The organism is Mammaliicoccus sp. N-M50 (genome assembly GCF_022386995.1).
Classification (GTDB): domain Bacteria; phylum Bacillota; class Bacilli; order Staphylococcales; family Staphylococcaceae; genus Mammaliicoccus; species Mammaliicoccus sciuri_A.
This window is the reverse complement of record NZ_JAJNJA010000006.1, coordinates 69,752-91,922: the sequence shown is the minus strand read 5'-3', so window position 1 is coordinate 91,922 and position 22,171 is coordinate 69,752. Positions and strand designations below refer to the sequence as shown.

Below are 22,171 nucleotides of genomic sequence, written 5' to 3'. Positions count from 1 at the left end.
AGCGTTGGTTATGAAAGTATTTTTTTTATTTATCAATGACTTTCATAAATAATGTCTTTTAATTTTAAAATAGCAGGTTCGATATCTTTTCGATTTATTTTCGCAAACCCGATAATGAGTGTCTTAAATGGTGTGTTTTCAGGTTCATCAGCCATGAAACGTCTAATCGTATATAATTCTATATCGTGGTCATGCGCCTTCTGTTCAATTTCTTGATAACTTAAGTCCGTCTTAATATTAATTAGAAAATGTAGTCCTGCTTCCATGTCGTATATCGAGACGTCTTCTTTAAATGCTTTTTTTAATACTTTTAGAAAAAGCTCTCTCTTTTCAGTATAAGTATGATGCATCTTACGAATATATTTCTCATAGTTTCCAGATTTAATAAATAAATGAAGCGCGTAAGCATTGATTAAGCTTAAATCTGTAATGGATGTATCTGTTATCGCATCGAATTTATATAAAAGTGGATAGGGTAAGACCATATAGCTTATTCTCAAACTTGGCATTAATGTTTTCGCGAATGTACCCAAATATATGACACGTTCATTCTTATCTAAACTATATAATGAAGGAATATTGTCTGTACCATATTTATATTCACTATCATAATCGTCTTCTATAATATATTTATTATGTTCAGTTACCCAGTTGAGTAATTCAATTCTTCTTGAAATTGGCATAATCGTACCTGTTGGAAATTGATGTGAAGGTGTTGTCACGACAAAGTCAGGCTTAGCCTGTTTCACATGTTCAACAGATAATCCTTTGTTGTCTAGTGGAATATTAACGACATCCTGTCCCATGCCGATAAATAGCTTTCTCATCCTTGAATAGCCGGGATTTTCGATAGCAATTTTTTGATTGTTTGAAATTGCTTTGAATAAGCTACTGAGTAAGTTCGCTGTACCTGATCCGACAATGATTTGTTCAGGGTAACAGACGACACCTCTTTTGTATGAAATCAATTGAGCGATTGATTTTCTTAGTTCAAGCGGTCCTTTATAAACAGGAATTTCTGACATTTCATGTTTGAAAAGGTGAAAAGCTTCTTTCACATATTTTGACCATAAGTCTATTGGAAATTGTGAGATATCGGTTGTCATATGCGATAAAGAATAACGATATGAAGATTTAATTTGAGTTGGGCTATTGTTTAAAGGTTGCGTAATATGTTGATCTTGAATGATTAACTTATTTAATGCTTCAACAAAGTAACCTTGTCTTTCCTTTGTGTAAATATAACCCTCAGCAAAAAGTTGTTCATAAGCATTCTTAACAGTGTTAATACTGACATTTTGATCGATTGAAAGTTGTCTTTTAGATGGTAATTTTTCGTGACTGTTATATTTCTGAGAGAGTATATCTTGTTTTAATTTGAGATAAATTTCTCTATATTTGTAAGTTTGAGTCATATCGTTCGCCCCTCTGGTACTATTAAAAATTAAAAACTGGTACTTTTCATTATACCAATCTTTTTTTAATATGTACTAAATAAACAATAGGAGGGATTTTGATGGGTAAGACTCAAGAACAATTAGAATCTTTACGTAACGAATATGTAGCAAGAGGTGTCAGTAATGGTAATACACATATTGCTGATTTTGCAAAAGGGGCAACAGTTACAGATAAAGACGGTACAGAGTGGATTGACTTTGCAGGAGCAATCGGAACATTAAACGTTGGTCATTCACATCCTAAAATAACTGAACATTTAAAAAACGAGCTTGAAAGATTTATTTTACCTGGTTTCAATGTGATTATGTATGAAAGCTATATTAAATTAGCAGAGAAATTAGCAGAAATTACACCAGGTGACCATAAAAAGAAAACAGTATTACTAAATTCTGGTGCAGAAGCAGTAGAAAACGCTGTGAAAATCGCTAGAAAATATACAGGTAGACAACAAGTTGTATCATTTATTAGAGGTTTTCATGGTAGAACAAATTTAACAATGTCTATGACAAGTAAAGTAAGACCATACAAATTTGGGTTTGGCCCATTTGCACCAGAAGTATATCAAGCACCATATCCTTATTTAGCAGATAAACCTGAAGGATTAAGTGATGAGGCATACATAGATTCAGTCATTAAAGATTTGAAGAATTTCTTTATCGCAACAGTGGATCCTTCAGAAGTGGCATGTGTAGTGATTGAGCCAGTACAAGGTGAAGGTGGATTTATCATTCCAGATAAGAAATTTATCCATGCATTAAAAGATATTTGTGAAGAACATGGTATTGTATTTATTGCAGATGAAATTCAAACAGGCTTTGCACGTACTGGTAAGACATTTGCAATTGAGCATTTTGATGTTATTCCAGATTTAATGACTGTATCAAAATCTCTAGCAGCAGGATTCCCATTAAGTGGTGTTGTTGGACGTAGTGAAATTATCGATAGCCCAAATCCAGGCGAAATTGGTGGTACATATGCAGGAAATCCACTTGCATGTGAAGCGGCATTAAAAGTAATTGAAATTATTGAAGAAGAAAACTTAAATGCTAAAGCTGAACAACTTGGTGCAACGATTCAATCAAGATTAGAAGCATTTAAATTAGAACATTCATTTATAGGAGATATTCGTAGATTAGGCGCAATGGTCGCAATGGAAATTGTTGATCCAGAAACGCAATCACCTGATAAAGTTAAAACGTCACAAATTGTTAAAGCAGCAAATGAAAATGGTTTATTATTATTATCAGCTGGTATTAACGGAAATGTGATTAGATTTTTAGCACCATTAGTCATTACAGATCAAGAATTAAACAAAGGATTATCAATCTTAGAATCTAGTCTTTAAGAAATTTGACTAATAAAAATGGGGTATAATTATGAATTCTCAATTTAATAAATCAATGAACATAGCAGACGTATTATTTCTCGCGATTGGCGCCATGCTTGGATGGGGCTGGGTTGTTCTTTCGGGAGAATGGATTTCACAAGCAGGATTTCTAGGTAGTATTATCGCATTTGTAATTGGTGGATTATTAGTAATTTTTATTGGATTAACATATGCAGAGCTTGCCTCTGCAATTCCTGAAACAGGTGGCGGATTTGTCTTCGTTAAGAAAGCATTTAGTCCAGGTGTAGCATTTATATCTGGTTGGTCAGTGTTATTTGGCTATGTATCTGTTATTACATTTGAAGCAGTCGCATTGCCAACTGTTATAGATTATGTCATACCATTTGAACATTCTGGTTTATTATGGAATTTAGCTGGATGGGATGTTTACTTAACTTGGGTACTTATCGGTTCTTTAGGTAGTGTTATATTAACGTCATTAAACTACTTTGGCGTTAAACCAGCTGCAGTTATGCAGACTGTATTTACAATATTTATTGTTGGCGTAGGTTTATTATTATTCTTTGGTGCAGGATTCAATGGTGACTTTACACATCTGAAACCATTATTTAATGGTGGTGTAGGTGGAACAATGTCTGTTCTGATCATGATTCCATTCCTATTTGTAGGGTTCGATGTTATTCCACAAATAGCTGAAGAAGTAAAAGCACCTTCTAAAAAAATTGGTGGTATTTTAGTTGTCTCTATCATAGCATCGGTTATCTTCTATTTATTAATTGTGTTTGGTGTTGCAACAGGTTTAACACCAAGTCAATTAAGTACAAGTGAATTAGCTACAGCAGATGCAATGGTGAATTTATTTGGATCAAGTGGATTTGGTATATTACTCGTATTAGGTGGAATTGCAGGTATTATCACAAGTTGGAATGCATTTATTATCGGTGGTAGTCGTATTTTATATGCGATGGCGAAAAATAATATGATTCCTAACTGGTTTGCATACATTCACCCTAAATACAAAACACCAACACACGGTATTATTTTCCTTGGTGTATTAGCATTTGTTGCACCTTTATTAGGTCGACCTGCATTAGTATGGATTGTTGATGCTGGTGGCATCGGTGTTGTATTAGGTTATTTCTTAGTTGCTTGTGCATTTTTGAAATTAAGAAAAAGTGAGCCTAACTTAGAAAGACCATATCGTATTAAAAGTGGTAAAGTAGTCGGTTGGATTGCTGTTATTTTAAGTATTGCATTTATCGCAATTTATTTACCAGGAATGCCTTCATCACTTATTTGGCCACATGAATGGATTATCGTATTCGTATGGTATGGCATAGCAGCAGTCTTATATTTAACAAAATCAAAAGGGGATGAAGTATTTGAAACAGCTAAAAGTATACAATCCAGCAACGAATGAAGTCGTTAAGTCGATTCCTTATACTTCTGAAGAAGAAGCTATTCAACAAATTGATAAAGCACAAGTTGCATTTGAATCATGGCGTGAAAAAGACGCACATGAACGTTCATCTCTTTTATTAAAATGGTATCAATTAATTGATGAACATAAAGAAGAATTAGCAGAATTAATTACATTAGAGAACGGTAAACCTTATAAAGAAGCATTAGGCGAAGTTGCCTATGCGAATAGTTACATTCAATGGTATCAAGAAGAAGCAAAACGTATTTATGGTAAGACAATACCTGCTAATCAAAAAGGTAAAAAAATTATCACTGATCCGTTCCCTGTAGGTGTTGTTGGTGCAATTACACCTTGGAATTTCCCAGCAGCAATGATTGCGAGAAAAATGGCGCCAGCATTAGCAGCAGGTTGTACAATTGTTTGTAAACCGGCTTTAGAAACACCGTTAACGACGATAAGAATGGTTGAATTGGCACATGAAGCGGGTATTCCTAAAGATGCCATTCAATATGTTGTATTAAGTGGTAAAGACGCAGGTAGAATATTTACTGAAAGTCCAATTATACAGAAGATAACATTCACTGGATCTACACCAGTTGGTAAACATTTAATAAAAGATTCTGCAAATACAGTTAAAAATGTCACGATGGAATTAGGTGGATTAGCACCAGTTATTGTTCATAAAGATGCAGATATTGAACTTGCAGTTGATCAAACAATCGCGACTAAATTTAGAAATTCAGGTCAAACTTGTATAAGCGCAAATAGAATTTATGTACATCAAGATATAGAACAAGCTTATACAGAACGTTTAACTGAAAAAGTAAATGCATTAAATGTAGGAAATGGCTTAGAAGAAGGCGTTGAAATGGGACCTCTCATTAATCAACAAGCTGTAGATAAAGTCATTGACCAAATTGAAGATGCTGTTCATCATGGTGGAGAATTGTCATTACCATTAGAACAATTAAAATTAGGTGGAAATTTCTTAAAGCCAGTCGTTATTAGACAAGCGAATCTTGATATGAAAGTGATGCACGAAGAAACATTCGGTCCAATCGCAGCAGTCATGGCATATGAAGACTTAGATGAAGTTATTAAAGTTGCCAATGATACAGAATATGGTTTAGCCGCTTATTTCTTCACGAATGACTATCGTACAGGATTTGATATTTATAAGAAGCTTGATTTCGGTGTGATAGGTTGGAATGATGGTGCGCCATCAGCAGCGCATGCACCATTTGGAGGATTTAAAGAAAGTGGATATGGTCGTGAAGGCGGTATCGAAGGTATTGAACCTTATTTAGAAACTAAATATTTATCAATCGGTAATATGTAATAAATGAACCCCCTAAAAGTGACAACTTTTAGAGGGTTTTCATATGTATCTATTTCTAGAATACATTTTTAAATACTATGATATTATCTAATGTCTTTGACGATTTGACCGTCTATTGAAACAACTTTAATGTTATTTGGATCTCTTAATACTTTGATATCTTCTAAAGGATTTTGATCTAGTAAAATAAAGTCTGCTTTCTTGCCTACTTCAATTGTACCTAAGTCTTCGTCATAACCTAAACATTCAGCAGCTGTCTTAGTAGACGAAACAATGGCTTCCATTTCTGTCATGCCGTGTTCAACCATAAGCTCTAATTCTCTTAAATTAGTTCCATGTTTGAAGACACCTGCATCAGTACCCATTGCTATTTTCACACCAGCTTGATGGGCTTTTTTAAAGCTATCAATATGGTCTTGCATGACTTGTTTAGATTTCTTAATAGAATTTTCACTCATACCTAGTTCTTCAGCGAATTCTATAACGGAAAGAGGTGCGAGTAATGTAGGTACGAGATACATTTCTTTTTCTTTCATTAATTGAACAGCTTCATCATCTAAATAGATACCATGCTCAATTGAGTGAATGCCTGCTTCTATACATTGTTTAACACCTTGCAACCCTTGAGCATGCGCCATAACTTTTCGATTATTTCTAAATTGAGCTTCTTCTACAATGACTTTTAATTCTTCTAATGAGAATTGCGTATAATCTGGATGGTCAGTTGCACTTGTTACACCACCCGTTGCATGTACTTTTAATACATCAGCACCAGCTCTTAACATTTCGCGTGCTTTTTTACGGACTTCATTCACACCATCACATATACCACTCGGTAATCCAGGATAGCCATCTTGCAAAATAGGGAGTTGTATACCAGATTTAGTATAACTGTCTCCATGGCCACCTGTAATGGTTAATGCGTTAACACTTATTTGTAAACGTGGTCCGAGTATTAAACCATCATTCACAGCTTCTTTTAAACCTAAATCTGCGCCTAAAGCATCTCGAACGGTTGTAACACCTGCATCAACTGTTCGTTTTAAATGATCAATTGCTTTGTAGAAGTTATATGAAAAAGGTGTAGCTAATCTTCTCTCTAAAGGTTCCATTTCCAACATAACATGTACGTGACTATCAATCATACCAGGTAATAGATATTGACCATTTCCTTCTATTATATTATCGCCATTTAAATGAGTACCAATTTCAGAAATGACATTATTTTCAACCTTTATATCAACACCTCGTTGAATGTCTTTTCCAGTACCGTCTATTAAATTGATGTTTTTTATAATCATATCTAAGTCCTCCTCAATTACTTAATAAAGTTCATTAATATAGATGTTAAAATAACAGATGCTACTGTAACTGTTGTAAACCCACCAATAATCATTGGGCTCAATAACTCATTAAATACATCTTCTCTGTCTTCCTCATTATCAGTAACAGATCGACTGACTTCTTCACATAAAATAAAATCACCTGGGAAACCATATAATGCGGTTAAAGCAACAGGTAATGCTTTAGTTGGTTTCCATCCAATTAATTTAGCACCGATAAATCCACCAATTAAAATACCAATTGTACCTATAACAAGAATAGATAAAATAGCAGGTAGGTATTCCCATAAATCATGTGGTTTAATGCCGCCCATAGAACCGATAACGATTAAAATGATAATAACCATCATAATTGTAAATGATTGATTACGTTCCAGTTCTTTTTGTTCAAATAATCCAATTTTCAAACCGATGACACCAAATAATAAACTGATGAGCGTGAAATGAATGCCTGTTACTTCACCAATCATGAAGGCAATACTTGCTAAGAAGAACATAATAAAGAGTCTGATGACATTGTTTTGAAGTAACGGATTCTTATTAAATATCGTTTCTTTCTTGGATTCATTTTTATTAGAAATATTAGCGACATTTTTATCTGAATGTCTATTTGCTAAGTAATATTTTGAATAGCGCTTCATAAGAATAGAACTTAATGGCATACCAATAACACCTTGAAGTGCCTGAACGATAGCTGGTAAAACAATAAGATTTGCCAATCCTAAATCTTGAAGCTTTTCGACTGTGATGAGCAGCGCGACGATACCTCCAGCAATAGGTCCAACACCTGAAGCGGCAGTACGGAAATCAAATAGGAGCGTAACGAAGACTAATATTAAGGTTGTAGAACCCAATATACCTAATATTGATATAACAACTGCTTTCCATTGTGATTTAAGTATATGAAGCGGCATCATTGTACCCATATGCATGATAACTGGTGCAATAATAAGCGCACCAAGTGAGGGTAAAATGGCATTATCTAATATCTTTTCAGGTAAGACGCCTGCCCAAGATAAAAGCAAGTAACTGACCATTGCTGTTAAGAGCATTGGTACACGAGCCTTTGTAAGATAAGATATAATTTCCCCGAGAACGATTAATGCGAATAGTATTGTTGCTGAAATAAGCGGTTCACTAACCATTAGCATTCCCTCCTTTTTAAAGTTAATAGTCAAACTTTAGCATATCTAAATCAAGAAGTTAATAGTATTTTCTAAAAATTTAGAATATATAGATAAATATTACACTATTAATTGCATTCAATATATAACAAGAATTTAAATATTATTCGATGGTATATAACATTTGTTCAATAAAAAAACAGCAAACATGTCATATGACGATGTTTACTGTTTATAAGATTTATTCATTTGAAGTAGATTGCTTGCGCTGATTCAAATAATAAACAACAAGCAATAGTATAATCCATAATGGTGAGTACATTAATGCTGTACGTGTATCATTTGCAAAGAACAAAATAACTAATACAAATACAAAGAATATTAATGCAAGATATGATCCAATCACACCAAATGGGTTTTTGAATTTAGATTTTTCATGTAAAGATTTATCTTCTTTTCTAAATTTGATATAGCAAATTAAAATGATAGACCAAATAAAAATAAAGAATATCGTAGCCAATGTCGTAACGAGTGTAAATACATCATCCGGTATAAAATAATTTAATATCGCAGCGAAGAATAATACAACACCTGAGAAGATTAATGCTGGATAAGGGACACCACGTTTATTTGTCTTGCTTAATCCTTCAGGAGCATGACCTGTTTGACCTAAACCATAAACCATACGACTATTACTGAATAATCCACTGTTTGCAGCACTAGCAGCTGAAGTTAACACAACAAAGTTAACAATACCCGCAGCAGCTGGAATACCAGCTAATACAAATAAATTAACAAATGGACTTTCAGCAGGATCAATTTTATTCCAAGGTGTAATACTCATAATGATTAATAAACTTAATACATAGAAAATTAAAATACGAATACCGATAGAATTAACCGCTTTAGGTAAATTCTTTTCAGGATCTTTCGTTTCACGTGCTGTAACACCTACAAGTTCAATTCCTACAAAGCTAAATACCGCCATTTGGAATGCCAGTAAGAAGCCCATAGCACCATTTGGGAAGAAACCATTATGACTATATAAATTATGAAATCCGGATTGAATACCTGTACTAGATTTAAATCCATTAAATATCATCCATAAACCTATAACAATTAATAATATAATGGCGATAATTTTAATAAGCGCGAACCAGAATTCGACCTCACCAAATAATTTAACAGTCATAAGATTTAAACCTAAGAGTATAACAACAGTCGCAATTGCAGAAACATATGCAGGAACATCAGGATACCAAAACTGAATATACTTAGCCACCGCCGTAATATCCGCTATACCCGTTGCAACCCAACAAAACCAATACGTCCATCCAGTTAAAAACCCGAATAAAGGACCTAAATAATGTTCAGCAATATCAATGAAAGAATTATAGTTACTATTTGAAAGTAATAATTCCCCTAAAGCTCTCATCATAATAAATAAGAAAAAACCAATAATAATATAAACTAATAAAATAGATGGACCCGCTAATGAAATACTCTTACCAGCCCCAAGAAAAAGACCGGTACCAATCGCGCCACCAATAGCAATTAACTGAATATGCCGGTTAGACATACTTCTTTTTAACTCATGATTTTCCATTTTCTATTCGCTCTCCTTAGATGCAATAAAACATATGTAAACAATAAGATTTAAAAAACAATATAAAAAGCATTATACTACGATTATTTGTATTTTGCATATTAATATAAATAAATGTTTTTAAATGTAAGACAAAGGTGAGGATATATAACACGATGAGTAATGTAAGTTTACTCATTTTATGTACTTATAATTATTTGATATAGAATAAGAATAACTTAAACAAAGGAGGAGGTTTCTTATGTTAACAAGTATCTTACAACCAATCGTAGATTTGATTACAGCTTTAGGTCTTTAATTTAAATTGGATTTATTTTTTATCTGTGTATGCAAACAAAGGGGTCAGTACATAGTGCTGTAAGTACTAAAAAAGCCACCAATTCGTATTTTGCGAATTGGCGGCTTTTTTATTTAGTAATAATAATTGACCAATGTGGTCGATAGCGTTATGATGTAGTCGACCGAACTGGTCTAATATATTTCGGAAGGTGTATATGATGAATGATGCATTCTATAACTTAGATGAAGAAAAGCGTCAAAAAATAATCAATTCAGGGCTGATGGAGTTCTCTAATTATGGCTATCAACAAAGTTCTACGAATCGTATTGTTGAAAATGCTGGTATTGGTAAAGGGATGCTTTTTTATTACTTTAAAAATAAAAAAGGACTATTTAAATTTCTTGTGGATTATTCATTAGATTTCATTGAGGAATATTATTTTAAACAGATTGATACTTCTGAGAAAGATATTTTTAATAGGTTAGTTAAACAAGCAAAAATAAAATCTAATTTAATGACGATTCATCCTCATATGTCGAAGTTTTTAACGAAAATTGTTCTGGAGGAATCTGAACATCATTATATATCTGAAGAACAAGACCAACATATTAAACAATTACAAAGTAAAGTTCAAAATGCTCTATTTGAAGATTTAGATAAGGATCTTTTTAAAGATAATTTAAATGTTGAAATGTCTATCAATATTATAAAGTACTCGATTGATGGTTTAGCAGAATCTATGAAGACACGAATAACGCATCAAATGATCGAGCAGAATGATTATCAAAGCTTTTATGATGAATTCGATTTATATATAAAGGAAATGCGTAAAATCTTCTATAAGGATCGTGATTAATATGACATTGTTAAAAGTAAATGATGTTACGAAGACGTTTGGTAAATTTAAAGCTTTAAACGGTGTAAATTTCACTGTTGAAGAAGGAGAAATATTTGGTTTTATTGGTCCGAATGGTTCAGGGAAATCTACGACCATTAAAGCAATTTTAGGGATGCTTAAACCTGATTCTGGTACTATTGAGGCATTTGATAAAGATGCTTGGAAAGATGCAGTTCAAATTCATAAACAAGTTGCCTATGTTCCAGGTGATGTGAATTTGTGGCCAAACTTAACAGGTGGAGAAGTGATAGATTTATTTCTGAAATTAAGTGGCACTAAAAATAATGAGAAAAGAGATGAACTAATTAAAAAATTTGATTTAGACCCTACTAAAAAATGTGGGTCGTATTCTAAAGGTAATAGACAGAAAGTTGCACTTATCGCTGCATTTACTACTGATGCACAACTGCTTATATTAGATGAACCTACATCTGGATTGGATCCTTTAATGGAACAAGTATTCCAATCATGTGTATTAGAAAAGAAAAAAGAGGGCAAAAGTGTTCTATTATCAAGTCATATATTAAGTGAAGTAGAAAAACTATGTGACCGAGTCGGCATTATTAGAAAAGGTGAAATCGTAGAAATGGGAACGTTGGATGATTTGAGACATTTAACGAGAATGCATTTCGTCGTTCAGTCTAAAGAAGCTTTAACAGATTTAGAAGAGCAAGATGGTGTACATGATATTTCTAAAGAAGGAGAGACGTATCATTTTCAAGTGGATTCAGAGCAAGTTTCTAATATTATTAAATATTTAAGTCGATTTGAGTTGCTGAAATTAGAAAGTATGCCACCTACATTAGAAGATTTATTTATGAGACATTATGGTGTGAATATTGAAAGAGGTGAGTAATATGAATAATCTCTTTAGCGGTGTTGGACAATTAACGTTATTTTACCTCAAGACTCATAAATGGAAAATGCTGTTTTGGATATTAGGTATTGTCGTTTTAACAGTTATCATTCCATCAACATTTAAAAGTATGTATCCACACCAATCAGATATGCAACCAATTGTTGAAACTTCTAAAAATCCTGCAATGGAAGCAATGTTAGGACCAGGTCAATTTGAACACGTATCAGTTGGTGTGTTATTTACACACGAGATGTTACTATTTACAGGTATTCTCGTTGCAATAATGAGTATTTTACTTGTTTCAAAAAGTACAAGAGGAGATGAATCTGCAGGTCGTATTGAAATGATTAGAGCATTGCCAGTTGGAAAAGTATCACCTCTCGTAAGTGCACTTATTGAGATGATTATTGTGAATATCATGATAACCATTTTGATTATGGTGATATTACCTTTAATGAATATTGATAGTGTGGATTGGCAAGGTTCAATTGTTTATGCAGTTTCATTAGGGGCAATTGGTATTCTATTTGGTATGATGACAGCTATATTCGCACAGTTAACTGAAACAAGTAGTAGTGTTACAGGCTATAGTATTACAGTACTGCTCTTAAGCTATTTAGTGAGAGCGGTTGGTGATGTCATAAATGAAGATATTTCTATGGTTTCACCTCTAGGATGGATTACAAGAACGTTTGCTTATTCTGAAAATAATTGGTGGCCAATCGTCATAACTTTGATAACGGCTATTATATTATTGATGATAGCGATGATACTTTATTTTAGAAGGGATATAGAGTCTGGCATACTGCCTTCTAAACCAGGTAAAAGAACTGCACATAAACTATGGTTATCTCCACTCGGTTTACAACTTAAATTGTATAAAGTAGGGCTTATTTCCTGGGCAATAGGAATGCTTGTATTTGGGGCTTCATATGGATCAGTATTTGGTGAGTTAGACGATTTTATCAAAGATAATGAAATGTTGCAGCAAATGGTAGCTGGTAAAGGTGATCATTATATAGAAGCATTCTTACCTATTTTAATGATTATAATGGCTATCGTATCAACAATACCTGCACTATTAAGTTTATACAAAATAAAAAACGAATTAGATACTCATCGAATAGAACTTATAATGTCTCGACCTATTTCAAGAATTAAATTGTTGAGTAGTTATTTAGTTGTTTCATTATTTAATGCTATTTTTATGATTTTTATAGCTGCATTCGGTTTGTATATTGCCCAAGCATCTGTGTTAGATGATCCATTTAGTTTTTGGACAATAATAAAGGCAGGGATTGTGCATATACCAGCCATTATATCTTTCGTAGCACTCGGTGTTGTACTTTTAGGATGGTTTAATAAAGGACACTTTATTGTTTATTTATATTTAACTTATACATTTTTTGTCGTTTACTTAGGACAATTGTTAAATATTAAAGACTGGTTAAAAGATATAACGCCATTTCATCATATTCCTGAAATACCTGTTGAAGATATGAATTATTCGGGTATAAGTATATTAATCATAATATCTATAGTGCTCATCATGATTGGATTTATAGGGTTTAAACGAAAAGACATTTCATAAAGGGAGCTGTGTTCGGATGACAAATTTGCCGAAAATAGGGAAACCAGCAACAAATGCTTTGAATACGATCAACATTACGACGTTAGAACAGGTTGCTCAATTAGATGAACATAATTTGGCGAAACTACATGGTATGGGACCAAAAGCAATAGGCATTTTGAAAGAAGCATTAGTAGAACAAGGGTTATCATTTAGTCAATTAGATGATGATTTAAAAAATGTAAAATTCACTGTACTGGGAGATTTAAAATGTGATAATGCACCAAAAAGAAGAATTATTAGAGACATTGTGATTGCTTCACTAGTTGGTGATGAAAAGTATCTCACTGAATGGCTAACAGATGATTTAGTATGGAAAGTACCGGGTTCTTTTGAATTAAAGGGTAGAAAAGCATTTTTAGAAGAAATAAATGAACACTTGCAAAAAGTATCTAGCCTTGAAATTAAATCAATGCTTACGCACGGTAAAGAAGCTTCTTCACATGGCACAATTATATTGAATTCTGGTGAGGAAATTTATTTTGCTGAAATGTATGAATTTGAAAATCATAAAAAAGATGCTAAAGTAAAAGCGATTACGTCATATATCATCATGAAACCTTAAATTTATGAAAAATCCAATACCAGTATTTATGAAAATGTGATAAATTATAGAGGTTATTATAAACTTTCGGAGGTTGAAAGATGGAAGCAACATTACCAAATTGCCCTAAATGTGATTCAGAATATACTTACGAGGATGGACAATTTTATATTTGTCCTATGTGTAATCATGAATGGTCTATAAACGACGAAGATGCATCAAATGAAGAAAACACAGTTATTAAAGATGTAAATGGTGTTGAATTAAATGATGGAGATACTGTAACGGTCATTAAAGATTTAAAAGTAAAAGGATCATCTAATTCTATTAAACAAGGTACAAAAGTTAAAGGTATCAAATTAGTAGACCCAGAAGATGGTCATGACATTGATTGTAAAATACCTGGCTTTGGACAAATCGGATTGAAGTCATCAGTTGTTAAAAAAGTGAATAAATAAGCGTATAAGAGTCTGAAACATTGAAATTGTTGCAGGCTCTTAATTTTTTAGAAAGTATGTTGATATAAATATTAACGAAATGCTTATTATTTTTTGTTAAAAATTATTAATTGATTATTTTAAGTTTTTGAAATATTAATTCGTTATATACATCAAATGTTTTTTGTGGTAAATATGTAATAGAGATTACGTTTCCAACAAATATATAAGGGGAGAAAAATATGAAGGCTTATATGCAAAAATTTGCACAGTCTCTAATGCTACCTATTTCCATTTTACCGGTAGCTGGGTTACTTTTAGGTATCGCATCTTTTATTGATTCAGGTGCAATTAACGGGGAAGGAAATAGCGTTGCGAACTTTTTAGCAAATGGTGGTTTAGCCGTTATTAATAATTTACCAATACTATTTGCAGTAGGGTTAGCATTCGGTATGTCTAAAGATAAAAATGGAGCAGCTGCACTTAGTGGACTTGTATCATTTTTAGTGGTTACACAAGTACTAAAGCCAGAAGCAATGGCGAAAGTATTGCATATTGCTGAGGATAAAGTTGATATCGCATTTACGGGTATTAGTAATGTATTTATCGGGATTATTTGTGGTCTAGTTACAGCTGCAATTTACAATAGATTTAAAGATACGAAATTACCAACAGCGTTTGCTTTCTTTAGTGGTAAACGTCTTGTGCCGATATTATCAGCGGCGGCAATGTTAGTGATTTCTATCGCGCTTATGTTTATTTGGCCACCAGTATATAATGGATTAGTGTCATTTGGGGAAATGATTTCTAAACTTGGTCCTCTTGGGGCAGGGTTATACGGATTCTTTAACCGTTTATTATTACCATTTGGATTGCATCATGCGTTAAACCAAGTATTCTGGTTTGATATTGCAGGTATTAATGATATTGCAAACTTCTGGTCTAGTAAAGGTGAAGCGGGTATAACTGGTCGATACCAAGCAGGCTTATTCCCAATTATGATGTTTGGATTACCAGCTGCAGCATTAGCGATTTGGAAAAATGCTGAAAAGCGTAACAGAAAAGTAGTAGGTTCTTTAATGGTTACAGCAGCGATTGCTTCATTCGTAACTGGTATCACAGAACCATTAGAATTCTCATTCTTAGTAGCAGCACCGATGTTATTTGGAATTCATGCGTTATTAACAGGTATTTCATTATTTATAGCAGCAACATTCCATTGGACTGCAGGATTTACATTTAGTGCAGGATTAATAGATTATTTATTAAGTTTAAGTATTCCAATTGCGAATAAGCCATTAATGTTACTTGTCCTTGGTTTGATTATGGGTGTCGTATACTTCGTTGTATTTGATTTTGCGATTCGTACATTTAATCTTAAGACACCAGGTAGAGATGGCTTAATGGAAGAAGCGGCAAAGCAAGATCCTAGTCTTGAAGAAGATGAAGCGGGTACTTCAACAAACAATAGTGGTGTGAAAGTTTCTAATAAGACAAAGCTTATATATGAAGCAATTGGTGGTAATGATAATATAGAAGTTATCGATCACTGTGCAACAAGACTTCGTCTAACTTTAAAAGATACAAGCGTTGTTGATCAAGAAAAAATCAAACAATCTGGCGCATTAGGAAACAAAGTAATTAGTGATAAAAATATCCAAATTATTATTGGAACTGATGTACAATTTACAGCAGATGAACTGATGCAAATGCAACAAAATCAAGGTCATTAATTGAATATATCAATATTTAAACAGTAGACATTCATTTTTATAATTTGAATGCCTACTGTTTTTTTATTTATAATAATAACAATTTTGAACAAATATGAACAAAAAATAATGATAAATGTGTGATTTTTTACTTTTATAGTAGTAATATGAAACTATTGAATGATAAAGGGGGACGATTCAATGGGTATAAAAAAAGCGATTTTATTAGGTGCAGGTGACCGTGGGGGAAGAGTTTACGCGAATTTGATAAAATCTTTACCCCATAAAATTAAATTAATTGGGGTAGCAGAACCTGTTAAAGAAAGAAGAGAACGTGTAAGCAGTCACCATAATCTTGATGAACGATACGTACAAGAATCATGGAAAGCATTATTGGACTTAAAGCCAGAAGCTGATATAGCAATTATATGTACTCAAGATAAAGCTCATTTTGAACCAACGATGAAAGCATTAGATTTAGGATATCACGTATTACTTGAAAAACCGATGTCTCCTAGTCCTGAAGAGTGCATTAAAATGGTAGAAAAAGCGAAAGAAATGGATAGAACATTAACGATTTGTCACGTATTAAGATATACACCATTCTGGAGCAGAATAAAATCTATCGTTCAAAATGGAGATATTGGTCAGATTGCATCTATCCAACTTAATGAAAATGTAGAATATATGCATATGTCTCATAGTTTTGTAAGGGGAAATTGGAAAAGTAAAGAACAGTCAAGTCCAATGATATTAGCTAAATCTTGCCATGATATGGATATTATCAGTTATATCATGGATCAAGATTGTAAAAGGATCAATTCCTTTGGTTCATTGATGTACTTTAATGAAGCTAACAAACCAGAAGGCGCACCATTAAGATGTCTAGACGGATGCCCAGTAGAAAATGAATGTCCATTTCACGCTGGAAGGTATTATTTAGGTATCGGTAGAGGATGGGCGATGAAATTTACAGAAGAAAATTCTAACGAAGCGATCATTGAAAGATTAAATCATACGGATTATGGAAAATGCGTCTTCCAATCAGATAATGACGTTGTCGATCACCAAGTTGTGAATATGGAATTTGAAAATGGCGCAACAGCAACATTTAGTATGAGCGCATTTACAAGAGAACAAACAAGAATAGTTCAAATAATGGGAACAAAAGGTGAAATAAGAGGAAATATGGAAACAAATGAAATAAGTATTTTTGACTTTTTAACAAGAGAAGAAAAAGTCATTAAATTCCCAGAAGTGAGCAGTGGACATGGTGGAGGAGACGAAGGTATTATAAGAGATTTTATAGATGCAATTAATAGCTCAGATCAAAATGTATCTAAATCAATAGCAAGTAAATCCTTAATCAGTCACTTAATGGCATTCGCAGCAGAAGAATCAAGACTGAACCACGGGCAATCCATAAATATAGACGAATTCTATAATGAAATAGCCCTGACATCATAATATAAGATAAATAAAGACGTGATACCGATAGAAAATAGCAGTATCACGTCTTTTTGTTATGCGCGAAAACGAGGCGCTAACGCTCAAGAGTCGAAAACAAGATCGTTAGAAATTCTAACGTTCAAGAAAGTAAAACAAGATCGTTAGCGGTCAATAAATTTTAAAAAATGTGCAAAAACGAGGCGCTAACGCTCAAGAGTCGAAAACAAGATCGTTAGAAATTCTAACGTTCAAGAAACCGAAACAAGATCGTTAGCGGTCAATAAATTTTAAAAAATGCGCAAAAACGAGGCGCTAACGCTCAAGAGTCGAAAACAAGATCGTTAGAAATTCTAACGTTCAAGAAAGTAAAACAAGATCGTTAGCGGGTAATAAATTTAAAAAAATGCGCGAAAACGAGGCGCTAACGCTCAAGAGTCGCAAACAAGATCGTTAGTGCCCCACAAAATCCACGCGTGTTATATTTATTAACTAATATAGTACCTTAATATCATTTTCATCGCAGAACTGTTGTATTTCTTGAGGGAGTACTTTATTAGTAATTATTTTGTCTACGTCACTTAAATTGCAGTATGTTAGTAATGTTGAATGTCCTATCTTACTATTATCCGCTAAAACATAAGTTTCCCGTGCTTTTTTTGTAATAAGTTGTTTGATTAAATTTTCTTCCATCTCTGAATTAGATAGACCATTTGGAATATTAACACCAGTAGCTGCCATAAAGCATTTATTAATATTAAATTTATTCAATAAAATATTAGTATCTATTCCTATGAATGATCGTGTACGTGGTTTGTATTTTTCGCCAATGATAAATAAAGTTACATTTTCAAATTGTGAAGCTTTATTCATGATATCAAGACTGTTCGTAATAATTGTAAATGATAATTTTTTGTCGACATAATCTAATACATGTATTGTTGTTGTTCCTGTATCAATATAAATAATGTCGTTAGTTTCGATATGTGCAGCAGCTAATTGACCGATATGTTTTTTTGATTGATAATTCTCAACATTTCTTTTTTGATAATCAACCGCTTTATATTCATCCTCGATAACTTCAATACCACCATAAACTTTTTTAACTACATTCATATCTACTAAAAGGTTGATGTCACGCCTTATTGTATTAACAGATACATTAAATGTGTCCTTCAATTCATCAATTGAAGCTGTTTTGTTTTTTTTTATGAAAGATTCTATTTCATAAATTCGTTTAGATTTCATATACGATTCCCCCATTTCTTACAATATACCCAAAATTTGCTTATATAACAACTATAAAAAATATAAGTTACTCAAAATTTGACATATTCTACTCGTTATTATAATATTATCTCAACAAGTAACCAATAGTTAATCAATATATACTCATTTTTTAAAAGGTGATGAAAGCGGTTACTTTAATATTTATAACTGGAGGATATGTAAATGGTAGAAATCTTAAAGAATTACGTTAATGGACAATGGCAAGCGTCAAAAAGTAAGGAAACAATAGATGTATACAATCCAGCTACTAAAGAAGTGATTGCTAAAGTACCTGTTTCAACTAGAGAAGAATTAGATGAAGCGGCAAAAATTGCACATGAAGCGTTTCAAGAATGGAAAGAAGTTGCTGTACCTAAACGTGCTCGACTTTTATTCAAACTTCAACAATTACTAACAGACAATAGAGAAGTATTAGCTGAAATTATTACAAAAGAAAATGGTAAGAATACGACAGAAGCTTTAGGTGAAGTACAAAGAGGTATTGAGAATGTTGAATTCGCTGCAGGTGCTCCTTCTTTAATGATGGGTGACTCACTTTCAAGTATCGCTACAAATATAGAAGGAACAAGCTATAGATATCCAGTAGGTGTTGTAGGTGGTATCACACCATTCAACTTCCCAATGATGGTGCCATGTTGGATGTTCCCGATGGCTATTTCGTTAGGTAATACGTTTGTGATTAAACCTTCTGAAAAGACACCATTACTTGTTAATAAACTTGCAGAGTTAATTGAAGAAGCAGGTTTTCCAAAAGGTGTATTCAATGTTGTACATGGTGCACATGATGTTGTGAATGGCATTTGTGAAAATGAACATATTAAAGCTGTATCATTCGTTGGTTCTAAACCAGTAGGTGAATATGTTTATAAAAAAGCAACTGAAAACTTAAAACGTGCGCAATGTTTAACAGGTGCTAAAAACCATACAATCATTTTAAATGATGCGAACATTGATGGCGCAGTTAAAGATGTAATTGGTGCAGCATTTGGATCAGCAGGTGAACGTTGTATGGCAGCAGCTGTAGTAGCTGTTCAAGAAGGTGTTTATGACGAATTTAAAGAAAAACTTGTACAAGCTTCTAAAGATATCGTTATCGGAAATGGCTTAGAAGATAATGTTTTCTTAGGTCCAGTTATTAGAGAAGAAAATGTTGAACGTACATTAAATTACGTTGATCAAGGTGTCGAAGAAGGTGCCAAACTCGTATTAGATGGTAGAGAAGACAACAACAAAGATGGTTTCTTCGTAAAACCGACTATTTTTGAAGATGTTACAACTGATATGAAATTATGGCAAGATGAAATATTCGCACCGGTGCTATCACTTGTTAAAGTAAAAGATCTAAAAGAAGGCATTCAATTAGCGAATCAATCTGAATTTGCGAACGGTGCATGTTTATTTACAGACAGTGCATCATCCATTAGATACTTCAGAGAGTACATTGATGCAGGTATGTTAGGTATTAATTTAGGTGTACCAGCACCAATGGCAATCTTCCCATTCTCTGGATGGAAATCATCATTCTACGGTTCATTACATGCGAACGGTAAAGATAGTATTGATTTCTACACACACCGTAAAGTCGTAACTGCTAGACATGGTAATCCACAATTTTAAGGAGTGAAAAATAGAGATGGCTCGATTATTAAATAAACCTGTACATCATCCATTAAGTGATGATGTACAAGTAATACATGATTTGAAACCTGAAGATATTGATTTAGCTTATATTGGTTTTAAAGTGTTAGACATAAAATCACAAGGTACTTACACAGAATCAACAGGTGATTTTGAACTATGTATTGTCGCTTTAACTGGCAATATTGATGTGTCAGATGGAGAAAGTTCTTATGAAGATTTAGGAACAAGAGATTCAGTATTTGAAAAAATACCAACAGACAGTATCTATATTTCAAAAAATCATGAAGTAACGATTAAAGCGAATAAAGATTCAAGAGTTGTATTTTGTTATTCACCAGCAGATGAAGAAAGAGCAACACAATTAATCCCAGCATCTGAGAACTCAGTAGAAGATAGAGGTAAATATTCAAATAAACGACATGTTCATAATATTTTACCTGATACACATACAGCGAGTGAAAAATTACTTGTCGTTGAAGTGTATACAGATCAAGGTAATTGGTCGAGCTATCCACCACATAAACATGACGTTGATAACTTACCAAATGAATCATTACTTGAAGAAACTTACTATCATGAAATGAATCCAAGTAAAGGTTTCGTCTTTCAACGTGTGTTTACAGACGACCTTTCATTAGATGAAACGATGACAGTAGAGAATAGTGATGTTGTTGTTGTGCCTAAAGGTTATCATCCAGTAGCTGTACCGGATGGTTACGATGGTTATTACTTAAATGTTATGGCAGGACCTAAAAAAGTTTGGAAATTTTATAATCAACCAGATCATGAATGGATTATTGATAGAGAATAAGGGGTGTACGTGAATGTCTAATAAAAAACAAATTATAGCAATAGGTCGTGCAGCAATAGATTTAAACTCAATAGAAATTAATAGACCAATGGAAGAAACAGAATCATTTCGCAAATATGTTGGTGGCTCACCAGCTAATATCATGATTGGTACAGCAAAGTTAGGTTTAGATGTGGGTATGATTGCCAATGTATCAGATGATCAACATGGAAGATTTATTACGAATTACTTTGAAGAAGTAGGTGTTGATACTTCTCAAATACATGTAGATGAAGATGGACATAAAATCGGCTTAACGTTTACAGAAATTAAAAGTCCGAGTGAGTCTAGCATATTAATGTATAGAGAAGAAGTAGCAGATTTATATTTAGCGCCTGAACATGTAGATGAATCATACGTTAAAAATTCAGAATATTTGCTTATTTCAGGAACGGCATTAGCTAAATCTCCATCAAGAGAAGCAGTATTAAAAGCACTGTTACTAGCGAAAAAACATAATGTACAAGTAATCTTTGAATTGGATTATAGACCTTATAGTTGGAAAGACGAAGAAGAAACTTCTATTTACTATGAGTTAGTCGCTGAACAAGCTGATGTCGTAATTGGAACACGTGATGAATTTGATATGGTCGAAAGATATAAAGCATTATCAGACAAAGAAATTAGTGAACTATTATTTAAAGCTAATCCACATTTAGTTGTCATTAAACACGGTGTGCAGGGTTCAAATGCATTTGATAAAGAAGGCAATACTTATGAAGGTAAAGCATTTAAAGCCAATGTCGTTAAAACATTTGGAGCTGGCGATTCATACGCAGCCGCATTTATTTATGCATTAGTTAAAGGTAAGTCAGTTGAAGAAGCATTGAAATATGGTGCAGCTTCAGCAGCGATTGTTGTAAGTAGTCATAGTTCATCTGAAGCGATGCCTACAGTTGATAAAATAGAAAATTTAATTAAAGAACAATCTTAAGGTGGTATT

At 33.0% G+C, this 22,171-nt stretch carries 18 protein-coding genes; 13 read left to right on the top strand and 5 right to left on the bottom strand.

Annotation, left to right across the window (positions count from 1 at the left end; genetic code table 11):
• Positions 1 to 32: 32 nt before the first annotated feature.
• Positions 33 to 1,415 (bottom strand): MocR-like transcriptional regulator GabR, encoded by a 1,383-nt coding sequence (gene gabR, locus LQ622_RS10275; protein ID WP_239762665.1) that lies wholly within the window; start codon positions 1,413 to 1,415, stop codon positions 33 to 35.
• Between the two features lie 101 nt (positions 1,416 to 1,516).
• Between gabR and gabT the strand changes: the two genes are divergently transcribed.
• From gabT to LQ622_RS10260, 3 genes are read left to right on the top strand one after another with little or no spacing between them, the layout of a single operon-like run.
• The gene (gabT, locus tag LQ622_RS10270; protein WP_204194508.1) at positions 1,517 to 2,803 is read left to right on the top strand and encodes a 4-aminobutyrate--2-oxoglutarate transaminase; all 1,287 of its coding nucleotides are present in this window, start codon (positions 1,517 to 1,519) and stop codon (positions 2,801 to 2,803) included.
• 31 nt (positions 2,804 to 2,834) lie between these two features.
• On the top strand, positions 2,835 to 4,226 hold the full coding sequence (locus LQ622_RS10265; RefSeq protein WP_239775099.1) for an APC family permease: 1,392 nt from the start codon (positions 2,835 to 2,837) through the stop codon (positions 4,224 to 4,226).
• Entirely contained in the window at positions 4,189 to 5,568 is a 1,380-nt protein-coding gene (locus LQ622_RS10260; protein ID WP_239775097.1) for an NAD-dependent succinate-semialdehyde dehydrogenase, read from the top strand. Before LQ622_RS10265 ends, LQ622_RS10260 begins: the two co-directional genes overlap by 38 nt.
• A gap of 83 nt (positions 5,569 to 5,651) precedes the next feature.
• Here LQ622_RS10260 and LQ622_RS10255 read toward each other — a convergent pair whose 3' ends face one another.
• The 3 genes from LQ622_RS10255 to LQ622_RS10245 form a co-directional block, all read right to left on the bottom strand.
• A complete protein-coding gene (locus tag LQ622_RS10255; protein WP_159316158.1) occupies positions 5,652 to 6,869 on the bottom strand; it encodes a metal-dependent hydrolase family protein in 1,218 nt (405 codons plus the stop codon).
• A 17-nt stretch (positions 6,870 to 6,886) separates the two neighbouring features.
• Positions 6,887 to 8,056 (bottom strand): hypothetical protein, encoded by a 1,170-nt coding sequence (locus LQ622_RS10250; RefSeq protein WP_037590096.1) that lies wholly within the window; start codon positions 8,054 to 8,056, stop codon positions 6,887 to 6,889.
• 220 nt (positions 8,057 to 8,276) lie between these two features.
• Entirely contained in the window at positions 8,277 to 9,641 is a 1,365-nt protein-coding gene (locus LQ622_RS10245) for an amino acid permease (protein WP_196307620.1), read from the bottom strand.
• A 494-nt stretch (positions 9,642 to 10,135) separates the two neighbouring features.
• Here LQ622_RS10245 and LQ622_RS10240 point away from each other — a divergent pair, with 494 nt between their 5' ends.
• The 7 genes from LQ622_RS10240 to LQ622_RS10210 all read left to right on the top strand — a co-directional run bounded on the left by LQ622_RS10240 (position 10,136) and on the right by LQ622_RS10210 (position 17,468).
• The gene (locus tag LQ622_RS10240) at positions 10,136 to 10,777 is read left to right on the top strand and encodes a TetR/AcrR family transcriptional regulator (RefSeq protein ID WP_126477348.1); all 642 of its coding nucleotides are present in this window, start codon (positions 10,136 to 10,138) and stop codon (positions 10,775 to 10,777) included.
• 1 nt (position 10,778) lies between these two features.
• Positions 10,779 to 11,675, top strand: coding sequence for an ABC transporter ATP-binding protein (locus LQ622_RS10235; RefSeq protein WP_239762668.1), 897 nt, complete (start codon positions 10,779 to 10,781; stop codon positions 11,673 to 11,675).
• 1 nt (position 11,676) lies between these two features.
• Positions 11,677 to 13,269, top strand: a complete 1,593-nt coding sequence (locus LQ622_RS10230; protein ID WP_239762670.1) for an ABC transporter permease — start codon at positions 11,677 to 11,679, stop codon at positions 13,267 to 13,269.
• A 16-nt stretch (positions 13,270 to 13,285) separates the two neighbouring features.
• The gene (locus LQ622_RS10225; protein ID WP_239762671.1) at positions 13,286 to 13,873 is read left to right on the top strand and encodes a helix-hairpin-helix domain-containing protein; all 588 of its coding nucleotides are present in this window, start codon (positions 13,286 to 13,288) and stop codon (positions 13,871 to 13,873) included.
• 80 nt (positions 13,874 to 13,953) lie between these two features.
• Positions 13,954 to 14,310 (top strand): zinc ribbon domain-containing protein YjdM, encoded by a 357-nt coding sequence (locus tag LQ622_RS10220; RefSeq protein WP_025904427.1) that lies wholly within the window; start codon positions 13,954 to 13,956, stop codon positions 14,308 to 14,310.
• A gap of 221 nt (positions 14,311 to 14,531) precedes the next feature.
• Complete coding sequence (gene nagE / locus LQ622_RS10215; RefSeq protein WP_159316164.1) at positions 14,532 to 16,022, top strand: N-acetylglucosamine-specific PTS transporter subunit IIBC; 1,491 nt, start codon at positions 14,532 to 14,534, stop codon at positions 16,020 to 16,022.
• A gap of 180 nt (positions 16,023 to 16,202) precedes the next feature.
• Positions 16,203 to 17,468 (top strand): Gfo/Idh/MocA family oxidoreductase, encoded by a 1,266-nt coding sequence (locus LQ622_RS10210; protein WP_239775095.1) that lies wholly within the window; start codon positions 16,203 to 16,205, stop codon positions 17,466 to 17,468.
• Between the two features lie 471 nt (positions 17,469 to 17,939).
• Here LQ622_RS10210 and LQ622_RS10205 read toward each other — a convergent pair whose 3' ends face one another.
• Positions 17,940 to 18,695 (bottom strand): DeoR/GlpR family DNA-binding transcription regulator, encoded by a 756-nt coding sequence (locus LQ622_RS10205; RefSeq protein ID WP_185805808.1) that lies wholly within the window; start codon positions 18,693 to 18,695, stop codon positions 17,940 to 17,942.
• A 204-nt stretch (positions 18,696 to 18,899) separates the two neighbouring features.
• Between LQ622_RS10205 and LQ622_RS10200 the strand changes: the two genes are divergently transcribed.
• From LQ622_RS10200 to iolC, 3 genes are read left to right on the top strand one after another with little or no spacing between them, the layout of a single operon-like run.
• Positions 18,900 to 20,354 carry a CoA-acylating methylmalonate-semialdehyde dehydrogenase gene (locus tag LQ622_RS10200; RefSeq protein ID WP_103360919.1) on the top strand — a complete coding sequence of 485 codons (1,455 nt, stop codon included), beginning with the start codon at positions 18,900 to 18,902 and terminating at the stop codon, positions 20,352 to 20,354.
• Positions 20,355 to 20,370: 16 nt separating this feature from the next.
• On the top strand, positions 20,371 to 21,189 hold the full coding sequence (gene iolB / locus LQ622_RS10195) for a 5-deoxy-glucuronate isomerase (protein WP_126477340.1): 819 nt from the start codon (positions 20,371 to 20,373) through the stop codon (positions 21,187 to 21,189).
• A 13-nt stretch (positions 21,190 to 21,202) separates the two neighbouring features.
• Positions 21,203 to 22,162: a 5-dehydro-2-deoxygluconokinase gene (iolC, locus tag LQ622_RS10190; protein ID WP_084755318.1), complete on the top strand. Its 960-nt coding sequence runs from the start codon at positions 21,203 to 21,205 to the stop codon at positions 22,160 to 22,162.
• The last annotated feature ends 9 nt before the right edge of the window (positions 22,163 to 22,171 follow it).

What these genes read in the sequence shown, in the direction of transcription:
- gabR (WP_239762665.1), bottom strand. Translation starts at nt 1,415, where the DNA reads ATGACTCAAACTTACAAATATAGAGAAATTTATCTCAAATTAAAACAA.
- LQ622_RS10225 (WP_239762671.1), top strand. Translation starts at nt 13,286, where the DNA reads ATGACAAATTTGCCGAAAATAGGGAAACCAGCAACAAATGCTTTGAAT.
- LQ622_RS10265 (WP_239775099.1), top strand. Translation starts at nt 2,835, where the DNA reads ATGAATTCTCAATTTAATAAATCAATGAACATAGCAGACGTATTATTT.
- LQ622_RS10220 (WP_025904427.1), top strand. Translation starts at nt 13,954, where the DNA reads ATGGAAGCAACATTACCAAATTGCCCTAAATGTGATTCAGAATATACT.
- LQ622_RS10245 (WP_196307620.1), bottom strand. Translation starts at nt 9,641, where the DNA reads ATGGAAAATCATGAGTTAAAAAGAAGTATGTCTAACCGGCATATTCAG.
- LQ622_RS10250 (WP_037590096.1), bottom strand. Translation starts at nt 8,056, where the DNA reads ATGGTTAGTGAACCGCTTATTTCAGCAACAATACTATTCGCATTAATC.
- iolB (WP_126477340.1), top strand. Translation starts at nt 20,371, where the DNA reads ATGGCTCGATTATTAAATAAACCTGTACATCATCCATTAAGTGATGAT.
- LQ622_RS10200 (WP_103360919.1), top strand. Translation starts at nt 18,900, where the DNA reads ATGGTAGAAATCTTAAAGAATTACGTTAATGGACAATGGCAAGCGTCA.
- LQ622_RS10235 (WP_239762668.1), top strand. Translation starts at nt 10,779, where the DNA reads ATGACATTGTTAAAAGTAAATGATGTTACGAAGACGTTTGGTAAATTT.
- LQ622_RS10205 (WP_185805808.1), bottom strand. Translation starts at nt 18,695, where the DNA reads ATGAAATCTAAACGAATTTATGAAATAGAATCTTTCATAAAAAAAAAC.
- LQ622_RS10240 (WP_126477348.1), top strand. Translation starts at nt 10,136, where the DNA reads ATGATGAATGATGCATTCTATAACTTAGATGAAGAAAAGCGTCAAAAA.
- gabT (WP_204194508.1), top strand. Translation starts at nt 1,517, where the DNA reads ATGGGTAAGACTCAAGAACAATTAGAATCTTTACGTAACGAATATGTA.
- LQ622_RS10255 (WP_159316158.1), bottom strand. Translation starts at nt 6,869, where the DNA reads ATGATTATAAAAAACATCAATTTAATAGACGGTACTGGAAAAGACATT.
- iolC (WP_084755318.1), top strand. Translation starts at nt 21,203, where the DNA reads ATGTCTAATAAAAAACAAATTATAGCAATAGGTCGTGCAGCAATAGAT.
- LQ622_RS10210 (WP_239775095.1), top strand. Translation starts at nt 16,203, where the DNA reads ATGGGTATAAAAAAAGCGATTTTATTAGGTGCAGGTGACCGTGGGGGA.
- LQ622_RS10230 (WP_239762670.1), top strand. Translation starts at nt 11,677, where the DNA reads ATGAATAATCTCTTTAGCGGTGTTGGACAATTAACGTTATTTTACCTC.
- nagE (WP_159316164.1), top strand. Translation starts at nt 14,532, where the DNA reads ATGAAGGCTTATATGCAAAAATTTGCACAGTCTCTAATGCTACCTATT.